The following is a 20,897-nucleotide window of genomic DNA, read 5'->3' as shown; positions in this document are numbered from 1 at the left end:
ACGACTCAGCGGGTTTCCGACTCGCCCCCCAGTGCCGCATCGATGGCGGCCCGACGCCGTCGGGCGAGCTCTTCGCCCAGTTCCCTCCCCTGGAACCCCTCCTCCACCAGCATCCGCGGCAGGACCTGGGCGGCCAGCCGCCAGGCCAGTGCCAGGTCCTCGGCCAGTTCGGGGGCGTCGAGGCTGACCAGGCTGATCAGGGGGGCCATCCGCTCGCTGCGACGCCAGGCATCGACGGCGTCGAGCCAGGCCAGTATCCGTGCGCCGCTCAGCGCCCCGTGCCCCGCCTCCTGCCTCAGCGCCCGGGTCAGCGCGGCCTGGCGCGCCAGGGAGGCGTGGGCTCTGGGCAGGCGCAGCCGTTCCGCCAAGGCCGCCCGCGGCGCCTCATCCAGGTGTTCCACCAGCCGCGCCCAGCGCCAGCGGATCTCCTGCTCGGCCTCGATGTCCTCGGGCAGTCGGTGCAGGCGTCCCAGTGCCTCGTCCAGGGCCGCCCGGTCCACCACCAGTTCCGGCAGCAACGGCGCCAGGGCGCCGCACTCGTCCAGGGCCTGGAAGTAGACCTCCGGCCAGGGTTCGCCGAGGGCCTTCTCGGTCTCGGCCCAGACACGCTCGGCCACCAGGTGGGCCAGTTCGCCGCTGTCCACCAGCTCGGCCATCAATGCCCGGGTTTCCTCGGCGATGACGAAACCCAGCCCGGCATAGCGCGCCAGGAAACGTGCCGTACGCAGCACCCGCAGCGGGTCCTCGACGAAGGCGGGTGACACATGGCGCAGCACCCTGGCCTCCAGATCGGCCAGGCCGCCGTGGGGGTCGATCAGCTCGCCCCCCGGGGTCTCGGCCATGGCGTTGATGGTCAGGTCACGGCGTGCCAGGTCCTCCTCCAGGGTGACCTCCGGGCTGGCATGGACCGTGAAGCCGGTGTAGCCATGGCCCGACTTGCGTTCGGTACGGGCCAGGGCGTACTCCTCATGGGTCTCGGGGTGCAGGAAGACCGGAAAGTCGCGCCCCACCGGCTTGAAGCCTCGGCGGGTCATCGCCTCCGGGGTGGCGCCGACCACCACCCAGTCGTTGTCGTAGACCGGCCAGCCGAGCCGGGCATCGCGCACCGCTCCACCGACCCGATAGACCTCGAGCCCCTGCAGGCGCGGATCCCGTGGCACGCCCATGACTCAGCGTTCCACCCGCTCGGGATGCCGCAGCTGCCAGTCGGTGAAGCCACCGTCGAGGCTGTAGACCTCGCTGAAGCCCTGGCCTGCCAGCCAGGCGGCCGCCTGCTGGCTGGAATGGCCGTGATAGCAGACCACCACCAGGGGGCGGTCCCGGGAGGCTTCCGCGAACAGTGCCGGGATACTGCCGTTGTCCAGGTGACGGCTGCCGGGAATACGGCCCTGGGCGAAGCTCACGGGATCGCGGATATCGACCAGGGTGAATGCCGTATCTCCGGCGAGCCACTCGCCCAGGGTAGGAATGTCCAGGTGTCGAAAGGCGGACTCACTCATCTCGGGCTCCGGATCGTCGCAAGGGGGAATGTCAGGGGTGATCCTGGCGGCCAGGCACACTGATGCGCTCGCCGTTCGCCAGGTTCAGGGCCGTCAGGCGGCCGCCCCAGACGCAGCCGGTGTCCAGTGCCTCGGCACGGACCCGGCCACCGGGCAGCCGCCCCTGCAGGGCAGCCCAGTGGCCGAACAGCAGCCAGGGGTCGTCGGCACGCGGGTACTGGAACCAGGGAGCAAAGCCGGCAGGGGCACTGTCGAGCCCTTCCTTGGCGGTGAAATCGAGCCGCCCCTCGGCGTCGATGAAGCGCATCCGGGTGAAGGTGTTGACGATCATCCTCAGCCGATCGACGCCTTCGAGGTCGTCCCGCCAGCGGGACGGCTCGTTGCCGTACATCCGCTCGAGGAAGGCACCGGCGTGCTCTCCGCGCAGCCGCGACTCCAGCTCTCCGGCCAGGTCGGCGGCGAAGGCCACCGACCACCGGGGCGGCAGCCCGGCATGGGTCATCACCGTCTCCCCCCCTCGCCCCGCGCCGCCGGGCCCGGCAGCGGCACGCACCAGCAGGGGCCGGGACTGCAGCCAATCGAGCAGCCGCTCGCGGTCCGGGGCCTCGAGGATCGCCGAGAGGGTATCGCCACGCTTCTCGCTTTCCCCGCCACGCGCCACCGCCAGCAGGTGCAGGTCGTGGTTGCCGAGCACCGTGACGGCCGCCTCGCCCAGGGCCATTACCTCACGCAGGCAGGCGAGCGAATCGGGACCACGATTGACCAGGTCGCCGACCAGCCACAGCCGATCGCGGCGCGGCTCGAAGTCGAGCCGTTCGAGCAGCTCGAGGAATTCGCGGTGACAGCCCTGCAGGTCGCCGATGGCATAGGTGGTCATCTTCGCTCCCCTGGTTCGCGTGTCATGGGCACTCAGTGCACCTGGTTGGGGCCGGCCAGCCGGAAGGGCGGGATGGCCACCTCGAAGGGACGCTGGCTGGCGGTGTCGACGCAGGTGTAGGCCCCCTCCATCACGCCCACCGGGCCATCGAGGATCGCCCGGCTGGTGTAGCGGAAGGTCTGGCCCGGGCCGATCAGCGGCTGCTGGCCCACCACCCCCTTGCCGCGCACTTCCTGCACCTTGCCACTGCCCTGGGTGATCTTCCAGTAACGGGCCAGCAGCTGCACGCTGCGCCCGGAGTGGTTGTGCACCGTGACCGTGTAGCTGAAGACGAAGCGCTGCTCGTCGGGTGCCGATTCCTCGACACGGAAGGCCGGCTCGACGTCGACGCGCACGGCGCTGTCGAGCTCCTCGGGGGTTGTCAGCGTCATGAGGCTGCTCCTTTCCCGGCATCGGCCAGGTGATTGGCGATGCGCACGAACTCCGCCACCGTCAGGGTCTGGGGACGTCGACCGGGATCGATCCCCAGCGCCTCGAGGTCGGCGGCATCGATGCGCCCCTTGAGGTTGTTGCGCAGGGTCTTGCGCCGCTGGCCGAAGGCCTGGCGCACCACCTCGAACAGCAGGGTCTCGTCCTGCGCACGGCATGGCGGCTCGGCATGGGGCGTGAGGCGCACGATGGCCGAGTCGACCCGGGGCCTCGGCACGAAGGCCTCCGGCGGCACCACGAACAGGGCATCGACCCGGCAGTGGTACTGGGCCATCACCGACAGGCGACCCCAGTCGGCCCCTCCCGGTTCGGCCGCCAGGCGGTCGACCACCTCCTTCTGCAGCATGAAATGCATGTCGGCGACCGCATCACCGGCCTGCAGCAGGTGCATGATCAGCGGTGTGGAGATGTTATAGGGCAGGTTGCCCACCACCCGCAGCGGCTCTCCCTCGCCCCGCAGCGCGCGGAAGTCGAACTTCAGGGCATCGCCCTCGTGGATCACGAAGCCGGGGTGGTTGAAGAACTGGACCCGCAGCCCGGGAATCAGGTCGCGGTCCAGCTCGATCACCTCGAGTCGACCACCGGCCGCCTCCAGCAGCGGCTCGGTCAACGCGCCCTGGCCGGGGCCGATCTCCACCAGGCGGTCGCCGGGGCGCGGCCCGATGGCGCGCACGATGCGCGAGATGATGCCGGGATCGCGCAGGAAGTTCTGGCCGAAACGCTTGCGGGCCCGGTGAACCGGGGGGCGGGATGCCATTCAGGGGTGTCCTTCTATGCTGGATATTCTAACTATGCATGACCGCTGATTCGGGGCTGTTCCGGCGATAGACCATTCGCGGAGGCGCTGTGAATACCTCCATGTACGCTACCGATTCCTTCCCTGGAATCGGACCTCCGCTTCGATCTATCCCCGGCGCCCCCTTACGGCCCGAATGCTGGCTTAGCTGCCACCGCCGCGGCTTGCCATCTCGGCGGCCAGGGCCACGGCCACCCGCAGGCTGCCCGGGTCGGCGACACCGCGGCCGGCCAGGTCCAGCGCCGTGCCATGGTCCACCGACGTGCGCACCAGCGGCAGTCCCAGGGTGATGTTGGCGGCACGACCGAAGCCGGCGTACTTGAGCACCGGCAGCCCCTGGTCATGATACATGGCCAGCACCGCATCGACGCCCTCGAGGTGGCGCGGCGTGAACAGGGTATCGGCGGGGAGCGGGCCGTCAAGGGCGATGCCCTCGGCGCGCAGCGTCTCGAGGGCCGGGATGATGACGTCCAGCTCCTCCCGCCCCAGGTGGCCGCCCTCCCCCGCGTGGGGGTTGAGCCCGCAGACGGCGATGCGCGGCGCCGCGATGCCGAACCAGCGCCGCAGGTCGGCATCGAGGATGCGCAGCAGCCGTACCAGGCGGGGCCCGGTGATGGCATCGCTCACCTCGCGCAGCGGCAGGTGGGTGGTGGCCAGCGCCACCCGCAGCGCACCACCGCCCCGCCAGTCGGGCCGGCTGGCGTGCAGGGCACTGTCGGTGGCCAGCAGCATCACCACCTCGTCGAGCCCGCAGGCATCGCGAAGGTATTCGGTGTGGCCGCTGAAGCCGACGTGGCCGGCATCGAGGATCACGCCCTTGTGCAGCGGCGCGGTGACCATGCCGTCGGCACGGCCGTGGCGGCAGGCATGGATGGCCACGTCCAGGGTCTCGAGCACGTAGGCGGCATTGGCCGGATCGAGTACGCCGGGGGTCGCGGGTACGCGCAGGGCCACCGGCCACACCGGCAGCAGGCCGGGGCGAGGCGCCGGCATGGGATCGCCCGGTGCGAGCTCGACGAGTTCGATGTCACGACCGATACGGGCGGCCCGCTCGGCCAGCAGGGCGCGGTCGCCCACCGCCACCAGCTGCGCCGCCGGAACGCCCTCGGCCGCCAGCATCACCGCCAGCTCGGGCCCGATGCCGGCGGGTTCGCCGGTGGTCAGGGCCAGCACCGGGGCCGATGCCATCAGCGACTGTCGAGCCGGTTGTCGACGAAGGCCTGGGAACGGATCTCCTGCAGCCACACCTCGAGCTCCTCGTTGGCCTTGCGCTGGAACAGTGCCTGGCGTACCTGGTCGCGCCGCGCCTCACCGCTGACGTCCAGCTGCCGGCGCTCCTCCACCTGGATCAGGTGGTAGCCGTACTGGGAGCGCACCGGCGCCGAGACCTCACCGATCTCGAGCCCTTCCAGGGCCTCCTCGAAGGGCGGGACGGTCTGGCCGGGACGCACCCAGCCGAGCTCCCCGCCGTTCATGGCACTGCCGCGGTCGCTGCTGAACTCCTGGGCCAGCGCGGCGAAGCTCTCGCCGGCCTCGAGGCGACTGCGCACCTGCTCGGCCAGTTCGAGTGCCTGGTCATCATCGCGGTCCGCCCCGAGGTCGATCAGGATATGGCGGGCACGATGCTCCTCGAGCGCCACCTGGCCGTTGCCGCCGCCCTGCTGCTCGAGGAAACGCTCGACTTCGCGATCACTGACGTTGACCCGGTTGGCCACCCGGCGCTGCTGCAGTTCGCGCATCACCATCTCGCGGCGCACCTCCTCGCGCACCGCCGCCAGGGTCAGGCCATCGGCCTCCAGGGCATCGGCGAACTGCTCCAGGGTCATGCCGTTGCTCTCGGCGATGGCACGCACCTGCCGGTTGAGCTCGGTGTCGTCGACGGAGAGTCCCGCATCGCGGGCCATCTGCAGCTGGATCTCCTCGACGATCATGCGGTCGAGTACCTGCTCGCGCAGGACCCGCTCGGACGGCATCTGGATGCCACGCCCGGCGAGCTGGCTGCGGGTCTGGGCGACACGCTCGGCCAGCTCGCTCTCCATGATCGCCCCCTCGTTGACGACCGCCACGATGCGATCCAGTGCCTGACGTTCCGTCGGCTGGAAGCTCTGGGCCTGGCTGACCAGCGGCAGCCCCCCGAGAGACAGGGCCAGGGCCAGGCCGGCGCCCAGGATGGCGGTACGTCGACTGCGCATAACGTTCTTTCCTCTCATCGATTCTCTCATTGGTGGCCTCCGGGTCAGAAGGCGGTGGAACGGTAGCCCGGAATGGCCTCCTCGAAATAGCTGTCGGCTTCCTGACCCACGCCGCCCAGGCCCTTGAACACGAAACGCAGGAAGATACCGCGTTCGGTGAAGTCATCATCGATGCGGGCCGTGTCGTTGTCGTCGATCCATTCGCGCCAGACCAGCTGCAGACCATAGCAACAGTCGTTCCACTGCACACCCGCCAGTTGCTCCAGCGCCCGGCTGTTGGTGTGGTCATAGAGGAAGCGACCGATCATGTCGACCCGGGGGCTCGCCTTCCAGGCAAACGACAGATCGTACTCCTCGCGGTTGAAGTTGCGGAAGTCGTCGTCGCCCGGCTCCACCGAGGGGTCGAAGCCTTCGAGTTCCCAACGGTAGCCAAGGTTCACTACATGGCCGGCCGAGGCCCGATACTGCAGGTCGACGGAGGCCCGCTCGGTGAGATCCCGGCGGTCGTCGTAGAACCACTGCCAACGCGAGCGCCACTGGTCGTTGATGCGCCAGTCGAGCCGGGTGACCACCGGCGAACGGTCCCGGGTGGCATTGTAGCGGCGCTCGAAATTCGTCGGCAGGGTATCGGGGTCCCCGTTCATGTCGATGGTGCGGTCATCGAAGTAGAATGCCTGGCCGACGCCCAGCGAGAGGCGCTCACGGCCGCCCGCGTCCTCCAGCAGGCGCGTCTCGGTACCGGCCGACAGCCGGTTGAGATCGCCCACCCGGTCAGCCCCCGAGAAGCGGTGAGGCGACCAGAGCTGGTTCCATGAGAAGGCCCGCTCGCGGGTGTCGAATTCGGGAAACTCGCTCTGGTCCCGCGCCGGCACGTAGGCGTAGTTGAGCCGTGGCTCGAGGGTCTGGCGGTAGCCGCGGCTGCCGAGGTCGAGCTCGCGCTCGAACACCAGCCCGCCATCGATGGAGCTCACCGGCACGTTGCGGGTCAGGCTGGTGTCGCGTTCGGTGTCGCGCTCGCCATAGTCCAGCTCGTAGGCGGTGGCGAGCCACTCCACGCGCGGCTCGAGATGCCCCCAGCTCCTGTCGAAGCGCCAGCCGGTGGCCGGCGAGAGGTGCAGCCGGCTGCCGGTGGCCGACTCGCGCAGGGGCACCCGGGTCTCGTCCACGTCCCGCCAGAAGTGGGTGGCGTTGGAACGCCACTGCTGATAGAAGCCGCCGCCCTGGGACCAGCGGGCATTGGCCGTGAGGCTGGGCAGGCGGTAGAAGGGCTTGTCGCGGTCGGCCAGCGGGTCGTCGAGCTTCTGGTAGCCCTGGGCCCGGGCGTCGAGCTGCCAGACGTCACCGCGGTAGTCGAGCTGCGCCAGCCGCGGCATGTTCGAGGTGCCCTGCTCGCCGAAGTCGCGACCGAAGTCCTCGAAGTAGCGCCCGTCGCTGGCCGCCCCGTAGCGCAGCCGGTAACGGGTACGGGCATCGAAGCGGCCGGCATGGCGGTAATCGACGTACCAGCGGTCCTCGCCCTCGTGGCGCCGCGAGGCATCGTCGGGGTTGTCGCTGGAGCCGCCGTCGTCGCTGGAGAGGAAGGCCCCCTCGATCTGGCCGGCGTCGCTCGGGAAGAGGTAGCGGTACTCGCCGCCCAGCAGCAGGCCCCGGTCGGTGATCCAGCGCGGGGTGATGGTGGCGTCACGGTTGGGGGCGATGTTCCAGTAGAACGGCTGGGCATAGTCCAGGGCATCGCTGGAGAGCCCGAGCGCCGGCCAGAGGAAGCCGGTGTGGCGGCGGTCATCGATGGGAAAGCGTACCCAGGGCCAGTAGAAGACCGGTACCCGCCCCATTTCCAGGCGGGCATGGCGCGCCGTGCCGAAGCCGCTCTCGCGGTCGAGCACCACGTCGTTGCCGATCAAGCGCCACAGCTCGCTGCCCGGGTCGCAGCTGGTGAAGCTCGCCTCCGAGAGGCGGTAGCGGCCATCCGCGAGACGCTCCAGCCGCACGGCATCGCCACGCAGGTGGCGGTCATGGACCACGTAGTGGGCGCTGTCGATGCTCGCCGCGTCACTGGTCAGCGAAAACTCGCCAGCCTGCCCCCGCACCAGGAGGTTCTGGTCGCGCAGCGCCAGGGGGCCCTCGGCGAAGGCGCTCTCCCGCGAGCCCGGCACCCGCACCCGCGGCGCCTCGAGCTGGGAGGTGCCGCGCCTCAGGATCACCTCGCCACCGAGGATGGTTTCGCCGTCCGCGCCGTAGTGGGCGCTGTCCGACTCGCTGCTCACCCGCTCCCCCTCGGGGGCCGGCAGCCGGTAGCCGGGCATCACGTAGGCTCCCCGGCACAGGGCATCCGCGGGACGGTCGTCTCCCCAGGCCTGCCAGTCCAGCGACTCGGCCGGCAGCGGCTCGGGAGGCGCCGCCGAGAGCGGCGCGCTGAGCAGGCCGGAAGTCGCCAGGCCGGCCAGGGCCGTCCATGTGAGTCGCTTGCCCATGTTCCTCGATGTCCTTGGCGGGATGAACCGGTATTATACAGACCGCACGGGGCCTGTCCCGCCGGCATCCTGAAGGGGCCGGCGATGGTGGGCTCAGCATGCGGTCACGCCACGGACCCGTCAACCGGGCCTGACCATCCAGCCCGACCCGCGAACCAGGAGCCAGCATGTCCCAGGCCGCCCCCGCCACGCGAAGCGAACGACTGCGCCACTGGGCCGCCCGATGCCACGGCATGGCGCCCGAGACCCTCGACCTGCGCCTGGCCGCCGGCGATGCCAGCTTCCGCCGCTACTTCCGGCTGTACCTCCCCGATGGCACCACGCGCATGCTGATGGATGCCCCTCCCGAGCAGGAGGACAGCCAGCCCTTCGTGACCATCGCCCGCCGCTGGCGTGCCGCCGGCCTGCCGGTGCCACACCTCCATGGCGTGGACCTGGCCGCCGGCTTCCTCGAGCTCGACGACCTGGGTGACACCCCGCTGCAGGCGCGCTTCCATGGCGACACCCATCCGGACACCCTGGCCTGGCACGAACGCGCCCTCATGCTGCTCCACGAACTGCAGAACCGTGCCGCCCCCGCGGGGCTGCCCGCCTACGACGCGGCGCTGCTGGGCCGCGAGCTCGACCTCTTCCCCGACTGGTGCCTGGGCGAGTGGCTCGGCATGTCCCCGCCGCCGGGCTGGTCGGCCCTGCGCGAGGCCCTGATCGACGCCGCGCTGGCGCAGCCGGTGGTCACGGTGCATCGCGACTTCGACGCCATGAACCTGATGGTCCATGACGGCGCCCTCACCCTGATCGACTTCCAGGACGCCGTGGCGGGCCCGCTCAGCTACGACCTGATCTCGCTGTTGCGCGGACGCTACTGCCGTTTCCCGCCGGCGCGCTTCGACGCCTGGGTCGAGGCCTTCCGCCGGCGCGCCATCGAGGAGGGACGCCTGCCGGCCGATGTCGACCCGGTGACCTTCCATCGCCAGGTGCAGGCCATGGCCGCCCAACGCGCCCTCAAGGTACTGGGCATCTTCTGCCGCCTGACCCTGCGCGACGGCCGCGACGGCTACCTCGAGCGACTGCCGCACTTCCTCGACCACCTCGACGACAGCCTGGCGAGCCTGCCCGATCATGAGGCCTTCCGACACTGGCTCGCCGAGGCGTTTCGCCCGGCCCTGGCCGAGCGGCTGGAGGCAGGCGCATGAAGGCGATGATCCTGGCCGCCGGGCTCGGCACCCGCATGCGACCCCTCACCGACCACTGCCCCAAGCCGCTGCTGCCGGTGGGCGGCAAGCCGCTGATCGTCCACCACCTGGAGCGGCTGGCCGCGGGGGGCATCAACGAGGTGGTGATCAACGTCAGCTACCGGGCCGAGCAGATCATCGCGGCACTGGGGGATGGCAGCGACTTCGGCGTGCGCATCGCCTGGAGCCGCGAGGCGACGCCGCTGGAGACCGGCGGCGGCATCCGTCAGGCGCTGCCCCTGCTCGGGGAGGCGCCCTTCCTGCTGGTCAACGGCGATGTGTGGTGCGACCTGGACCCGGCCGACCTGCCGTCGCCGGGCGACGACCTCGCCCACCTGGTACTGGTGGACAACCCCGTCCACCATCCCCGGGGCGACTTCCACCTGGATGACCACGGACGCGTCCATGCCCGGGGCGAGCCGCGCCTCACCTTCGCCGGCATCAGCCTGGTCGCCCCGGCCCTGGTGGCGGACCGTCCCCCCGGTGCCTTCGCCCTGGCACCACTGCTGCGTGACGCCATGGGCGAGGGCCGCGTGGGCGGCCAGCACCACCGCGGCCGGTGGGTCGATGTGGGCACCCCGGAGCGGCTGGCCGAGCTCGACCGCCGCCTGCGCTATAGGCATACCTCCTAGAGCGAGAGGCGCCGGGGACAGGTCGTAGAGGGGGTCCTGCGCCAGGGGTGAGGAGCACTGCTCCGAACGGGCTGGCCAGCACCGGACCTGCAAGCGGAGCGGGACGCGAGAGCGAAGCAGGGCGTAGCGTACAGGGAGGTATTCACAGCGCCCCATCGACGGTCCGGCGCTCCGGGGCCTGTCGCCGGAACAGCCTTGAGCGATGCTGCCGGTAAGCTGCGGGGCTTGGCAACGACTGCTATGCTGCCGCGGTTTTCCGATAACCGAGAAGGAATCCCGAATCATGAAAGCCAGCGTGAAATGGATCGACGGTCGTCAGTTCGTTGCCGAATCGGGCAGCGGTCACAGCGTGGTCATCGACGGCCCGCCCGACCACGGCGGACGCAACACCGGGCCCCGCCCCATGGAGATGCTGCTGATGGGCCTGGGTGCCTGCACCTCCTTCGACATCCTCAACATCCTGGAGAAGGCCCGCGCCGACGTCACCGACTGCGTGGCGTCCGTGGATGCCGAGCGGGCCGACGAGGTACCCAGCGTCTTCACCCGGATCCATGTGCACTTCACCGTCTCCGGCCAGGGGCTGAAGGAGAACCAGGTCAAGCGGGCCGTGGAGCTCTCCGCCGAGAAGTACTGCAGCGCCTCGATCATGCTGGTGAAGGGCGGCGTCGAGATCACGCACTCCTTCACCATCGTCGACGGCTGAGGGCGAGGCCCCTCACGCCGGCGGCGCATCCGCGTGGCGCCACATGTAAAGGGCGAGGTGGGAGCGGTGCGGCGTGAAGCGAGCGGCCGTGCGCACGGTCTTGCGTCTGGGGCTGGTGAGCCGGATCAGGGTCTTGCGGGCGGCGACATCCCCGTCGGGCCAGACGTCCTCGTCGCCGAAGTAGAAGATCGAGTCATGTCCGCCGTCCACTGGCCCACGCCCCAGAGCGCGGTGAGACGGCGTGACCTCGCCGCATGATCGAGGCGGCGCAACGCCTCTGCATCGAGCCCGCCGGCTCGCGCCTCCCGGGCGATGGCACACATCGCGCGCGTCTTGGCCGCGGACAGGCCGCAGCCACGGATCGCGTCACCGTTCGTGTCGACGAGGAACTCCGTCAAGGGCCTCCCGTCTGCCGCGACGAGCACGCGGTTCCAGATGGAGCGCGCGGCCTTCACCGACAGCTGCTGGCCCGCCACCGACCGGCACAGGCGCTCGGCCAGGGGCTGGCTCGCGTCGGCGCGCAAGGCCACCGGCCCGGCTCGCCTCAGGGCATCGGCCAGGACGGGGCTCAGCCCCTCGGCGATCTCGACGAAACGGCGGTGGATCTCCTCGGACATGGGGCGCCGGGCTCAGATGCGATAGACGCTCTTGGTCATCACCTTCGACATCAGCGACATGCCGAACTTCACCGGGGCGGGGAAGCGGGCGCCGCCGGCCTCCAGCGCCAGCTGGGCGTGATGGGCCTCGTCGATGGCCATCTGCCGCAGCACGGCCCGGGAGCGATGATCGCCCGGCGGCAGGCGCACCATGTGGTCGTCCAGGTGCTTGCCCACCTGCTCCTCGGTGGCGGCGACGAAGCCCAGGCTGATGTTGTCGCCGATCGCCCCGGCCGCGGCACCGATGCCGAAGGAAGCGGCGTAGAAGAACGGGTTGAGTCGGCTGGTATGGTCATGCAGCTCCTGGAGGCGTTCGTCGCACCAGGCGAGGTGATCGATCTCCTCCTGGGCGGCCTCCTCCATCTGGCCACGCACCTCCGGCAGCCTCGCGGTCATCCCCTGCCCCTGGTAGAGCGCCTGGGCACAGACCTCGCCGGTATGGTTGATACGCATCAGTCCGGCGGCGTGACGCCGCTCCTCCTCGCTCAGCGGCTCGTCGCGGACGTCCTCGGTGGCCGGTGAGGGACGAGTCGCCCTGGCGGCGTGGGGCACCAGGGTACGCAGCACGGTATCGAACTGGTGAATCAGGTTGTCGGCACGGGAGAGCTTGCGGTTCATGATGACCTCGTCGCGGCGCGAGCCAGGGAAACGCCCCCATTGTAACCGAGCGAAGCGGACGCGACACCCGCGCAGGACGCCACCCGAAGGTGGCGTCGAAGGATGCACCTGATGCGCCGAACACCGAATCTCGTGCGGTTGCCCGCAGCGCGCCGACTACCCAGCCGGCCAGGTGAAGCGTCGACCGCCCATCAGGTGCATGTGGATATGATAGACCGTCTGGCCACCCTGGTCATTGCAGTTCATCACCACCCGATAGCCGTCGTCGGCGAAGCCACGCTCCTCTGCCAGCCTGGCCGCGGTGTACTGCAACCGGCCGACGAGCGCCAGGTCGCCCTCCTCGATGTCGTTGAGGGTGGCGATATGCTGCTTGGGCACGATCAGTACATGGGTCGGGGCCTGGGGATTGATGTCGTTGAAGGCCAGCACATGCTCGTCCTCGTGGACGATATCGGCGGGAATCTCGCGGTTGATGATCTTGCAGAACAGGCAATCCATCACTGGCTCCTTGTCGTTGTGCTCATGCTGGAAGGGGCAGGGTTCAGCGAAAGCGGCGCTGGGCCAGCAGGTGGCGCACCAGCGGCGCCAGGATCAGTTCCATGGCCAGCGACAGCCGCGAGCCCGGCACCACCAGGGTGTGGGGGCGGCTCATGAAGGCATCCTGGATCATCGCCAGCAGATAGGGGAAGTCGACCGTCGAGGGATCGCGGAAGCGGATCACCACGAAGGACTCGGCGTCGGTGGGGATGTCCTGCACCTCGAAGGGGTTGGAGGTATCCACCGTGGGGACCCGCTGGAAATTGATATGGGTGCGCGAGAACTGTGGCTGGATATAGCGCACATAGTCATCCATGCGTCCCAGGATGGTGTCGATCACGGCCTCCTGGGAGTAGCCGCGCCGCTTGATGTCACGATCGATCTTCTGGATCCACTCCAGGTTCATGGTCGGCGCCACGCCCACCAGCAGGTCGACATGGCGGGCGATGTCGTGTTCGGCGGTGACCAGGCCACCGTGCAACCCCTCGTAGAACAGCAGGTCGGTGCCGCAGGGCAACGACTGCCACTCGGTGAAGGTTCCCACCCGGTAGCCGGCCTCGATCATCTGCTTGTCTTCGGCATGGATGTAGTGGCGGAAGGTACCGGTACCGAATTCGCCGTACTCCTGGAACAGTGCCTCGAGGCGGTCGAGCAGGTTGGCCTCCACCGCGAAGTGGGAGAGCTCGCCCTTGCGCTCGGGCTCCTCGCGGAAGATGCGCGCCAGCTCCTCCCGGGTATAGCGGTGGAAGGCGTCGCCGTCGACGAAGGCGGCGTGCACGTCCTCCCGGGCGAACATGCGCTCGAAGGTACGCTTGACCGTGGTGGTACCGGCCCCGGACGAGCCGGTCACGGCGATGATGGGATACTCGCGGGACATCAGGTGCCTCCCGTCCGGGCGATGGCCTGGCGCACGTCCTCGGGAATCGCCACCGGGCGGCCTGCGTCGGGGTCGACGAGCATCACGTTGAGCCTCGCCGTCGCTACCGGACGACCACCCTCGGCATGCCGCACGCGATGGTAGACGCTGATCACCCGCCCCTCGGGAGGGGGGATCGCGGTCTCCACCACCAGGGCATCGGGCCAGCGCGCCTCGGACTGGTACTGGACGGCCAGGTCCGCCACCAGGCTGGGGTAGCCGCCCATGTCCCACTCGGTGAGCCCCAGCGCGCCGAAGGCCTGGATGCGCGCCTCGTGGAGGAGCGACACCAGGGTGTCATGACCCAGGTGGCGCCCGTAGTTCATGTCGGTGACGCGCACCGTCAGGGGATGACGGTGCACGATGTCGGCTGCGGGAAACTCTAGCCTGACGCGTTCCATGCTCGCCTCCTCATGTTGATCTTGTTATGGATCGAGGCCGGAGGGGCTCAGGCCTCGCCGCGCTCCCGGGCGATGGCCCGGAAGGCGATGTCGCGACGGCACAGCACGCCCTCCCAGCGGATGGCATCGACGCCCCGATAGGCCAGGTCGCGCGCCGCCGACACCCCCTCGCCCAGGGCGGTGACGCAGAGCACGCGCCCGCCGGCGGTGACCAGCTGGCCGTCCTGCTCCCGGGTGCCGGCGTGGAAGACCTTGCAGCCGATGGCTTCTGCGGCCTCGAGGCCCTCGATCACGTCCCCCTTGCGATAGCGGCCCGGGTAGCCACCGGCGGCCAGCACCACGCCCACGGCGGCACGCGGATCCCAGTCACAGCGCCGCCCGGCAAGCTCGCCCCGCGCGCCGGCCAGGCACAGCTCGGCCAGGTCCGACTGCAGGCGCAGCATGATCGGCTGGGTCTCGGGGTCGCCGAAGCGGCAGTTGTACTCGATCACCCTGGGGTTGCCCCGGGGATCGATCATCAGGCCCGCATAGAGGAAACCGGTGTAGGGGTGGCCCTCCTCGGCCATGCCTCGCACCGTGGGCAGGATGACCCGCTCCATGATCCGCTCATGCACCTGGCCATCGACCACCGGTGCCGGCGAGTAGGCCCCCATGCCGCCGGTGTTGGGCCCGCTGTCGCCCTCACCGACGCGCTTGTGGTCCTGGCTGGTGGCCATGGGCAGCACCGTCTCGCCATCGACCATGACGATGAAGCTCGCCTCCTCGCCCTTGAGGAACTCCTCGACCACGACCCGGGCGCCGGCATCGCCGAAGGCGTTGGCCTCGAGCATGTCGCGGATCGCCGCCTCGGCCTCCTGTTCGGTCATGGCCACGATCACGCCCTTGCCGGCGGCCAGGCCGTCGGCCTTGATCACGATGGGCGCGCCCTTCTCGGCCAGGTACTCGAGCGCCGACGCCACCTCGGTGAACGTCCGGTAGTCGGCGGTGGGAATGGCGTGCCGAGCCAGAAAGTCCTTGGTGAAGGACTTGGAGCCCTCGAGCTGGGCGGCGGCCCGTGTCGGGCCGAAGATGGCCAGCCCCGCGTCGCGGAAACGATCGACCACGCCCTCGACCAGCGGTGCTTCGGGACCGACAATCGTCAGCCCGATGCCCGCGTCGCGGGCAAAGGCCACCAGCCCGTCGAGGTCGGAGACGGCGATGTCGACGTTCTCAAGGCCCGGCTCGCGGGCTGTGCCAGCGTTGCCGGGCGCGACGAAGACGGCCTCCACCCGGGGCGACCGGGCGACCTTCCAGGCCAGGGCGTGTTCGCGGCCACCGCCGCCGATGATCAGAACCTTCATCCGTTCAACCTTTTGGCATCTCGAAACGTCGCGGCATTATGTCAGAAAGTCGCCGCCATCGCCCTCCCGAGCGCCCGGCCTCACGCCTGCTCGTCGTCGTCCTTAGTGCCGGCCTGGCCGATGGTCTTCTGCCAGAAGCGCATGTTCTCCTCGGCCAGCTCGCGCATCAGCTCCATCGGCGAGTGCCGCATGGCCTGCTGCCACTGGTCCTGCACATGCTTCTGCTGTTCCAGCATCAGCCGGGTGCCCTGTTCGAGATAGCGTGCCAGCGGCAATGGCTGGGACATGGCATAGACACGGATCAGCTGCTCGAGCAGGTCGTTGGAGAAGACCTCCGCCTCGCCGTCGGCCTGTTCCTGCTCGATGATGATCGACAGCAGGATGGTGCGGGTCAGGTCCTCGCCGGTCTTGGCATCCTCGACCCGGAAGGGGACCTCATCGAGGATCAGGCCACGCAGATCCTCGAGGGTCACGTAGCGACTCTGTTCGGTATCATAGAGTCTGCGGTTGGCATACTTGCGTATCACGCGCACGGCGCTGCTCCTTGTCGTGAGTCGGGGCGATCGCCCCCATGCTGGTATTGTGCACCGCGACACCGTCCATGCAAGCCGTTATGGCACACGAGGCCCAATGAACCTGATCCTGCTCTCGCCCGCCGACCTCGAGGACGACCGCCTCGCCCGGGTCCGCGATCCGCGCCGCCTGGCCCACCTGCGCACGGTACATCGCGCCCGGCCCGGAGACCGCCTGACCCTGGGTGTCGAGGGGGGCGGCATCGGTCGGGGAGAACTGCTGGCCCTCGACGAGCACGAGGCGCGCTTCGCCATCGATGCCCTGGACCAGCCTCCCCCCCCGACGCTGCCACTGCACCTGGTGCTGGCACTGCCACGTCCGCGCATGCTGGCACGCAGCCTGGAGCACGTCACGGCACTCGGCGTGAAGCATATCACCCTGCTGCACAGCCGCCGCGTTGAAAAGAGCTACTGGCAGTCGCCGGAACTGGCCGCGGAGAAGATCCGCGCCCACCTGGTGCTGGGCCTGGAGCAGGCACGCGACACGGTAATGCCGGAGGTGACACTGGCGAAGGGCTTCCGGCCCTTCGTCGAGGACGTGCTGCCGGGGCTGCTGGAAGGGCGTCGCGGCCTGCTGGCGCACCCGGGCATGGCCCGGGCCTGCCCACGCGGCGTGACCGACCCCACCCTGCTGCTGGTGGGCCCGGAAGGGGGGTTCATTCCCTGGGAGGTGGAGCAGATCCTCGCCGCCGGCTGCGAGGGGATCCACCTGGGCCCGCGCATCCTGCGGGTGGAGACCGCGGTGGTTGCCCTGCTCGCCCGACTGTTCTGAGCCGCGTCTCAGTCCTTCTCCGGCTCATGGGCGACCAGCGGTGAATCCTCGTCACATTGCGGGGCGTTCAGGAAGGTCTCGCGCACGTCCAGCACTCCGAGATGGCCGATGGTGCGCCGCCCCAGCAGCAGCGGATAGAACATCTCCTCGCGATCGCGCAGGCTGAACTGCTCCTCGTAGACGGTGTCGCCCATGCACACCTTCATCAGCACCACCGCACGCCGGTCGCTACCGCCGGCACCGCGCAGGCGAATGTTGCGATACACCGGCAACTCCATCTCATGGGTGAAGTGTTCTCCGGTCGCCTCGTCCTCGAGCTCGAGGCGGAAGCGCACCCACTCGTCCCCCTCCTGCTCGAAGCGCTCGATGTCACGGGCATCGAGAGAGGAGGTCAGCGCGCCGCTGTCGAGCTTCGCCTTCACCTCCACCCCCCAGGGCTCCAGCGTCGCCTTCTCGACCCAGCCGAAGACCTTCTCGTCGGCAAGGGCCGGGGACATCCCGACGGCCAGCAGCAGCGACATCAGCACGGCGAGCCCGCGGCGCTGCCGGCGACTCGGGGCCAGGGGTGGCGGAGTGGCAATCATCGGTGACCTCCTCTTCATGCAAGCTTGTCGGTGACGTGGAAAAGGCAAAAAACGTGCAGATGGACCTCGCCGGGCACGGGAGGTTCCCCGCTTGACGCCCCGGCGCGGCTCGCAAATGCTGTGAACACCACCGCGCGCCGCACCCGACAGGAGAAGAGCCCATGACCACTCGACACCTCATGACACGGACGCTGCTTCCCGCCTCCCTGGGACTGCTGATGGCCGGCCTGGCCCTGGCCCAGCCGGCCGCCGAGGGTCCCCAGGGCCTCTATTCGGCCCGCGCGATCCTCGACGCCGACGTACACCTCGACACCGCCCCCGACACCCGCGTCGGCCGGGTCGATGACATCCTGCTCGGTGACGACATGGCGGTTCACGCCCTGGTGGTACAGAGCGGTGCCACCCTGGGCCTGGGGGGCCGGGAGGTCGTGGTCACCAACGCCCTCTACCGGCTGGACTCGTGGGCCGACGAGGACGGCACCACCCGGCATCGGGTGATGGTCGAGGCCAGCGAGGAGGAGTTCGCCGCCCTGCCCCATTACGACCGCGACTGGTGGCAGCAGGCACGCGAGCGCTCGCGCCAGGCCTGGCAGGACACCCAGGAGGGCGCCGACAGCGCCTGGCAGCGCACTCGCCGCGGGGCGGAACGCGTCGGCGAGAGTGCCGAGCGTGCCTGGGAGCGCACCCGGGAGGGCGCCGAACGGGCCGGCCAGGCCATCAGCGATGCCCTCGAGGAGATGTCCCGGTGAGGGCTGCCTCGCACCTCAGCGCTGCAGCCGCTCCAGCAGGCGGAGGGTGGCGAAGCCATCCGGCGTGACGCCGATGGCCTGCTGGAAGGCACGCAGGCCACGGCGCGTATTGGGCCCCATGATGCCATCCGGGTTGCCCACGTCGTAGCCGCGGGCATTCAGCGCCTGCTGCATCTCGCGGACCTGGCTGCGTGCGAGGGGCTGCTCGTCCCGCGGCCAGCCCTGGACCACGCCATCGCGCCCGGCAATCTCGTCGGCCAGGGAGCCCACCGCCAGCGCATAGCTGGTGGCATTGTTGTAGCGCAGGATGGCCCGGTAGTTGGGCCCGACCAGGAAGGCCGGCCCGCGGGCCCCGGCCGGCGCGATCACCGAGGCCTGCTCGAAGCCGGGCAGCGGCTCACCGCTTGCCGTGCGGACGCCCTGGGCGGCCCACTCGCGACTCGAGCGACGCGTGGCGAGTTCGGTCTGGGCATGGTCGAACCCCTCCGGCAGGCGCACCTCCACCCCCCAGGTCTCGCCGGACCGCCAGCCGGCCCGCGCCAGGTAGTTGGCGGTGGAGGCCATCACGTCCGGAATGCTGCCCCAGATGTCACGGCGCCCGTCGCCATCGCCGTCGACGGCGTAGCTCTCGAAGCTCGAGGGAATGAACTGGGTATGTCCCATGGCACCGGCCCAGGAGCCGATCATGCGCTCGGGGGCGATGTCGCCCTGGTCGAGAATGCGCAGGGCCGCGAGCAGTTCGCCGCGGGCGAAGTCTCGACGCCGCCCGTCATAGGCCAGGGTGGCCAGCGCATCGAGGGTCGCGAAGTCGCCGAAGTTGCCGCCGTAGTTGCTCTCGATCCCCCAGATGGCGACGATCACCTCGGCCGGAACGCCGTAGCGCTGCTCCATGCGACGGGCCGTGTCGCGGTGCGCCGCCAGCTTCTCCCGCCCCTGGGTCACCCGCCGGGCGGAGACGGCGCTGTCGAGGTACTGCCAGATCGGCCGCACGAACTCCGGCTGGGAGCGATCGAGCTCGATCACCCGCGGACGGTAGCGTACGGCGTCCAGGGCCCGGGCCAGGGTCGCCTCGCTGATGCCCTCGGCACGCGCCTCACGCCGGAAGCCGGCCAGCCAGGCGGAGAAATCCGCGGGCGGCGCCTCGGCGGCGTGCTCGCGGGAGCCGTCGCCCGCGTGGGCGGCCGGGGCCTCGGCGCCCTCGGCAGCGGCGTTCGCGACGCTGGCCTCGCTGGGCGGGCTGCTCTGGCAGCCGGCGAGCAGCGCCAGCAGCATGGAAGTGGAAAGAATCCGGCGCATCGTCACTCCTGCATTCCTTGGCAAAAATCGGGGGCAGGGTGATCATCGCGCAGAACCCGCGCCCAGACCAGAGGCATCGACACCGGATTGCCTCCCCCACGTCACGCCTCGGGACCGGCGGGCGGCCACTCCCCGTCCTCCCGCGGCGCCGGCACCGCCAGCGGCCGCGGGAAGCGCCGGGGCGCCACCCGCCAGGGCCGGTGGCGTCCCGCACCGGGCGGCAGGGAGGCCAGTTCCGGCAGCCAGTGGGCCACGTAGTCGCCTCGGGCATCGTACCGCTCGGCCTGGCGGAGCACATGGAACCCGCGATCCCGGGGGTCGCGACCGACACCGGCAACGTAGCGCCAGTTCCCCCAGTTGCTGGCCGCATCGAAGTCGATCAGGCAGTGCTCGAACCAGGCCGCTCCGAGTCGCCAGTCGACGCCGAGCTCCCGCACCAGGTAGCTGGCGACATTCTGTCGCGCCCGGTTGGAGAGCCAGCCGGTGGCAGCCAGCTCGCGCATGGCGGCATCGATGAAGGGAGTGCCGGTCTCGCCGGCCGCCCAGGCCCGGAAGGCCGTCCCCGGCACCGGCAGCGAGCGGGCACCGAACAGCGCCCTGCCCTCCTGCCGCCCCGCCCAGTGGAAGTAGTCCCGCCACAGCAGCTCGAAGATCACCCAGCCACTGGACGCACTGGCGCCATGCTCCGCCTCCCAGGTTCGCACCGCGTCGTGGACCTGGCGCGCCGAGAGGCAGCCCAGGGCCAGCCATGGGGAGAGTCGCGTGGAGAAGTCCGCCCCCAGCAGGCCGTTGCGGGTCTGCTTGTAGCGGGCCACGCCGTCGCTCTGCCAGAGGTAGTGGTCGAGGCGCGCGAGCCCGGCCTTCTCGCCGCCGACGAAGCGAAAGGCCCCTCGCGGGTCCGCTTGCCAGCCGGCGGCCCGGGCGCACAAGGCGTGCAACGCTGGCAGGCCGCGAGCGGCACCACGCGGCCAGGGCGGCAGGGTCAGGGGTGACGGTCGGGCACGGGGAACCTGCCCTGTCCGCTCGACCCGGCGGCGAAAGGCCGAGAACGTGGCCGGCAGCGCCGCGACGGGGATCGGCAGCGAGGCCTCCTCGAACAGCATCCCGCCATCCACCTGGACGACGGCGCAGCGGCCGCGAAGCCGACGCCCGAGCGTGCACACCGTCTCGGTCTCGTCACTGCCGGCCTCCCGTCGCACCCGCAACCGAGTCGCCCCATGATGCAGGGCCAGGTCGGCCACCACCTCGACGGGGTCGCCGATGCGCACCAGCAGGTCGCTGCCGCGCCTGAGCAGCTCGCCGCGCAGCTCGATCAGGCTCTCCCACAGGAACTTCAGCCGTGCAGGACCGATGCGCGGCACCCCGGGCCCCGCCAGCGGCTCGAGCCAGGCCCGGTCAAGCACGTGCACGCAGAGCAGATGGTCGGACAATGGCCCGCACAGCAGGGGGTTGTCCCCCACGCGCAGGTCATGGCGCAGCAAGGCGATCTCGAGGCTCATGCCGACCCGTCGGCAACGGAGCCGACGAGGCCGCATCGCCCGCGGCCGTGATGCCCCCCCTTCCAG

23 protein-coding genes are annotated in these 20,897 nt (G+C 70.0%); 5 read left to right on the top strand and 18 right to left on the bottom strand.

Features of this window, described 5'->3' with window-relative positions; translation table 11 throughout:
- Positions 1 to 5: 5 nt before the first annotated feature.
- The 8 genes from ACOMD9_RS12940 to ACOMD9_RS12905 all read right to left on the bottom strand — a co-directional run bounded on the left by ACOMD9_RS12940 (position 6) and on the right by ACOMD9_RS12905 (position 8,324).
- Entirely contained in the window at positions 6 to 1,166 is a 1,161-nt protein-coding gene (locus ACOMD9_RS12940) for a polynucleotide adenylyltransferase (RefSeq protein WP_421415523.1), read from the bottom strand.
- 3 nt (positions 1,167 to 1,169) lie between these two features.
- Positions 1,170 to 1,499, bottom strand: a complete 330-nt coding sequence (glpE, locus tag ACOMD9_RS12935) for a thiosulfate sulfurtransferase GlpE (RefSeq protein WP_421415520.1) — start codon at positions 1,497 to 1,499, stop codon at positions 1,170 to 1,172.
- A 31-nt stretch (positions 1,500 to 1,530) separates the two neighbouring features.
- The gene (locus tag ACOMD9_RS12930; protein ID WP_421415517.1) at positions 1,531 to 2,376 is read right to left on the bottom strand and encodes a symmetrical bis(5'-nucleosyl)-tetraphosphatase; all 846 of its coding nucleotides are present in this window, start codon (positions 2,374 to 2,376) and stop codon (positions 1,531 to 1,533) included.
- Between the two features lie 32 nt (positions 2,377 to 2,408).
- Positions 2,409 to 2,807 carry a Co2+/Mg2+ efflux protein ApaG gene (gene apaG / locus ACOMD9_RS12925; protein WP_421415515.1) on the bottom strand — a complete coding sequence of 133 codons (399 nt, stop codon included), beginning with the start codon at positions 2,805 to 2,807 and terminating at the stop codon, positions 2,409 to 2,411.
- The gene (rsmA, locus tag ACOMD9_RS12920) at positions 2,804 to 3,622 is read right to left on the bottom strand and encodes a 16S rRNA (adenine(1518)-N(6)/adenine(1519)-N(6))-dimethyltransferase RsmA (protein WP_421415513.1); all 819 of its coding nucleotides are present in this window, start codon (positions 3,620 to 3,622) and stop codon (positions 2,804 to 2,806) included. Before rsmA ends, apaG begins: the two co-directional genes overlap by 4 nt.
- 183 nt (positions 3,623 to 3,805) lie before the next feature.
- Complete coding sequence (gene pdxA / locus ACOMD9_RS12915; RefSeq protein WP_421415511.1) at positions 3,806 to 4,849, bottom strand: 4-hydroxythreonine-4-phosphate dehydrogenase PdxA; 1,044 nt, start codon at positions 4,847 to 4,849, stop codon at positions 3,806 to 3,808.
- Positions 4,849 to 5,853, bottom strand: coding sequence for a peptidylprolyl isomerase (locus tag ACOMD9_RS12910; RefSeq protein WP_421415510.1), 1,005 nt, complete (start codon positions 5,851 to 5,853; stop codon positions 4,849 to 4,851). Before ACOMD9_RS12910 ends, pdxA begins: the two co-directional genes overlap by 1 nt.
- A gap of 44 nt (positions 5,854 to 5,897) precedes the next feature.
- Positions 5,898 to 8,324 (bottom strand): LPS-assembly protein LptD, encoded by a 2,427-nt coding sequence (locus ACOMD9_RS12905; RefSeq protein WP_421415508.1) that lies wholly within the window; start codon positions 8,322 to 8,324, stop codon positions 5,898 to 5,900.
- Between the two features lie 167 nt (positions 8,325 to 8,491).
- Between ACOMD9_RS12905 and ACOMD9_RS12900 the strand changes: the two genes are divergently transcribed.
- The 3 genes from ACOMD9_RS12900 (at position 8,492) to ACOMD9_RS12890 (ending at position 10,891) form a co-directional block, all read left to right on the top strand.
- A complete protein-coding gene (locus ACOMD9_RS12900; RefSeq protein ID WP_421415506.1) occupies positions 8,492 to 9,517 on the top strand; it encodes an aminoglycoside phosphotransferase family protein in 1,026 nt (341 codons plus the stop codon).
- On the top strand, positions 9,514 to 10,188 hold the full coding sequence (gene murU, locus ACOMD9_RS12895) for an N-acetylmuramate alpha-1-phosphate uridylyltransferase MurU (protein ID WP_421415503.1): 675 nt from the start codon (positions 9,514 to 9,516) through the stop codon (positions 10,186 to 10,188). The genes ACOMD9_RS12900 and murU overlap by 4 nt, the downstream gene beginning before the upstream one ends.
- 283 nt (positions 10,189 to 10,471) lie before the next feature.
- On the top strand, positions 10,472 to 10,891 hold the full coding sequence (locus ACOMD9_RS12890) for an OsmC family protein (RefSeq protein ID WP_421415501.1): 420 nt from the start codon (positions 10,472 to 10,474) through the stop codon (positions 10,889 to 10,891).
- A gap of 125 nt (positions 10,892 to 11,016) precedes the next feature.
- Here ACOMD9_RS12890 and ACOMD9_RS12885 read toward each other — a convergent pair whose 3' ends face one another.
- The 7 genes from ACOMD9_RS12885 to phaR all read right to left on the bottom strand — a co-directional run bounded on the left by ACOMD9_RS12885 (position 11,017) and on the right by phaR (position 15,892).
- Positions 11,017 to 11,508 (bottom strand): DNA-3-methyladenine glycosylase family protein, encoded by a 492-nt coding sequence (locus tag ACOMD9_RS12885; protein WP_421415499.1) that lies wholly within the window; start codon positions 11,506 to 11,508, stop codon positions 11,017 to 11,019.
- A 12-nt stretch (positions 11,509 to 11,520) separates the two neighbouring features.
- Complete coding sequence (gene coq7, locus ACOMD9_RS12880; protein WP_421415497.1) at positions 11,521 to 12,165, bottom strand: 2-polyprenyl-3-methyl-6-methoxy-1,4-benzoquinone monooxygenase; 645 nt, start codon at positions 12,163 to 12,165, stop codon at positions 11,521 to 11,523.
- Positions 12,166 to 12,321: 156 nt separating this feature from the next.
- On the bottom strand, positions 12,322 to 12,663 hold the full coding sequence (locus tag ACOMD9_RS12875; RefSeq protein WP_421415494.1) for a histidine triad nucleotide-binding protein: 342 nt from the start codon (positions 12,661 to 12,663) through the stop codon (positions 12,322 to 12,324).
- Positions 12,664 to 12,706: 43 nt separating this feature from the next.
- Positions 12,707 to 13,579, bottom strand: coding sequence for a phosphoribulokinase (locus tag ACOMD9_RS12870; protein ID WP_421415492.1), 873 nt, complete (start codon positions 13,577 to 13,579; stop codon positions 12,707 to 12,709).
- Positions 13,579 to 14,019, bottom strand: coding sequence for an acyl-CoA thioesterase (locus ACOMD9_RS12865; RefSeq protein ID WP_421415490.1), 441 nt, complete (start codon positions 14,017 to 14,019; stop codon positions 13,579 to 13,581). Before ACOMD9_RS12865 ends, ACOMD9_RS12870 begins: the two co-directional genes overlap by 1 nt.
- Positions 14,020 to 14,066: 47 nt before the next feature.
- Positions 14,067 to 15,359, bottom strand: coding sequence for a phosphoribosylamine--glycine ligase (gene purD, locus ACOMD9_RS12860; RefSeq protein ID WP_421415488.1), 1,293 nt, complete (start codon positions 15,357 to 15,359; stop codon positions 14,067 to 14,069).
- An 80-nt stretch (positions 15,360 to 15,439) separates the two neighbouring features.
- Positions 15,440 to 15,892 carry a polyhydroxyalkanoate synthesis repressor PhaR gene (gene phaR / locus ACOMD9_RS12855; RefSeq protein ID WP_421415485.1) on the bottom strand — a complete coding sequence of 151 codons (453 nt, stop codon included), beginning with the start codon at positions 15,890 to 15,892 and terminating at the stop codon, positions 15,440 to 15,442.
- 97 nt (positions 15,893 to 15,989) lie between these two features.
- Between phaR and ACOMD9_RS12850 the strand changes: the two genes are divergently transcribed.
- Entirely contained in the window at positions 15,990 to 16,703 is a 714-nt protein-coding gene (locus tag ACOMD9_RS12850) for a 16S rRNA (uracil(1498)-N(3))-methyltransferase (RefSeq protein WP_421415483.1), read from the top strand.
- 8 nt (positions 16,704 to 16,711) lie between these two features.
- Here the strand turns inward: ACOMD9_RS12850 and rloA3 are convergent, their stop codons facing one another.
- Complete coding sequence (gene rloA3, locus ACOMD9_RS12845) at positions 16,712 to 17,287, bottom strand: retropepsin-like aspartic peptidase RloA3 (protein WP_421415480.1); 576 nt, start codon at positions 17,285 to 17,287, stop codon at positions 16,712 to 16,714.
- Positions 17,288 to 17,448: 161 nt separating this feature from the next.
- Here rloA3 and ACOMD9_RS12840 point away from each other — a divergent pair, with 161 nt between their 5' ends.
- A complete protein-coding gene (locus ACOMD9_RS12840; RefSeq protein WP_421415477.1) occupies positions 17,449 to 18,036 on the top strand; it encodes a PRC-barrel domain containing protein in 588 nt (195 codons plus the stop codon).
- Between the two features lie 15 nt (positions 18,037 to 18,051).
- On the opposite strand, the gene ACOMD9_RS12835 is transcribed toward ACOMD9_RS12840, so the two are convergent.
- Together ACOMD9_RS12835 and ACOMD9_RS12830 are read right to left on the bottom strand one after the other, a co-directional pair.
- Complete coding sequence (locus ACOMD9_RS12835; protein ID WP_421415475.1) at positions 18,052 to 19,332, bottom strand: lytic murein transglycosylase; 1,281 nt, start codon at positions 19,330 to 19,332, stop codon at positions 18,052 to 18,054.
- A gap of 101 nt (positions 19,333 to 19,433) precedes the next feature.
- Complete coding sequence (locus ACOMD9_RS12830) at positions 19,434 to 20,831, bottom strand: DASH family cryptochrome (RefSeq protein WP_421415473.1); 1,398 nt, start codon at positions 20,829 to 20,831, stop codon at positions 19,434 to 19,436.
- Between the last annotated feature and the right edge of the window lie 66 nt (positions 20,832 to 20,897).

The sequence above is a fragment of the Halomonas terrestris genome, from assembly GCF_049166755.1.
Classification (GTDB): domain Bacteria; phylum Pseudomonadota; class Gammaproteobacteria; order Pseudomonadales; family Halomonadaceae; genus Halomonas.
Note: the sequence above shows the minus strand (reverse complement) of the source record. Positions and strands in the feature narration are given on the sequence as shown.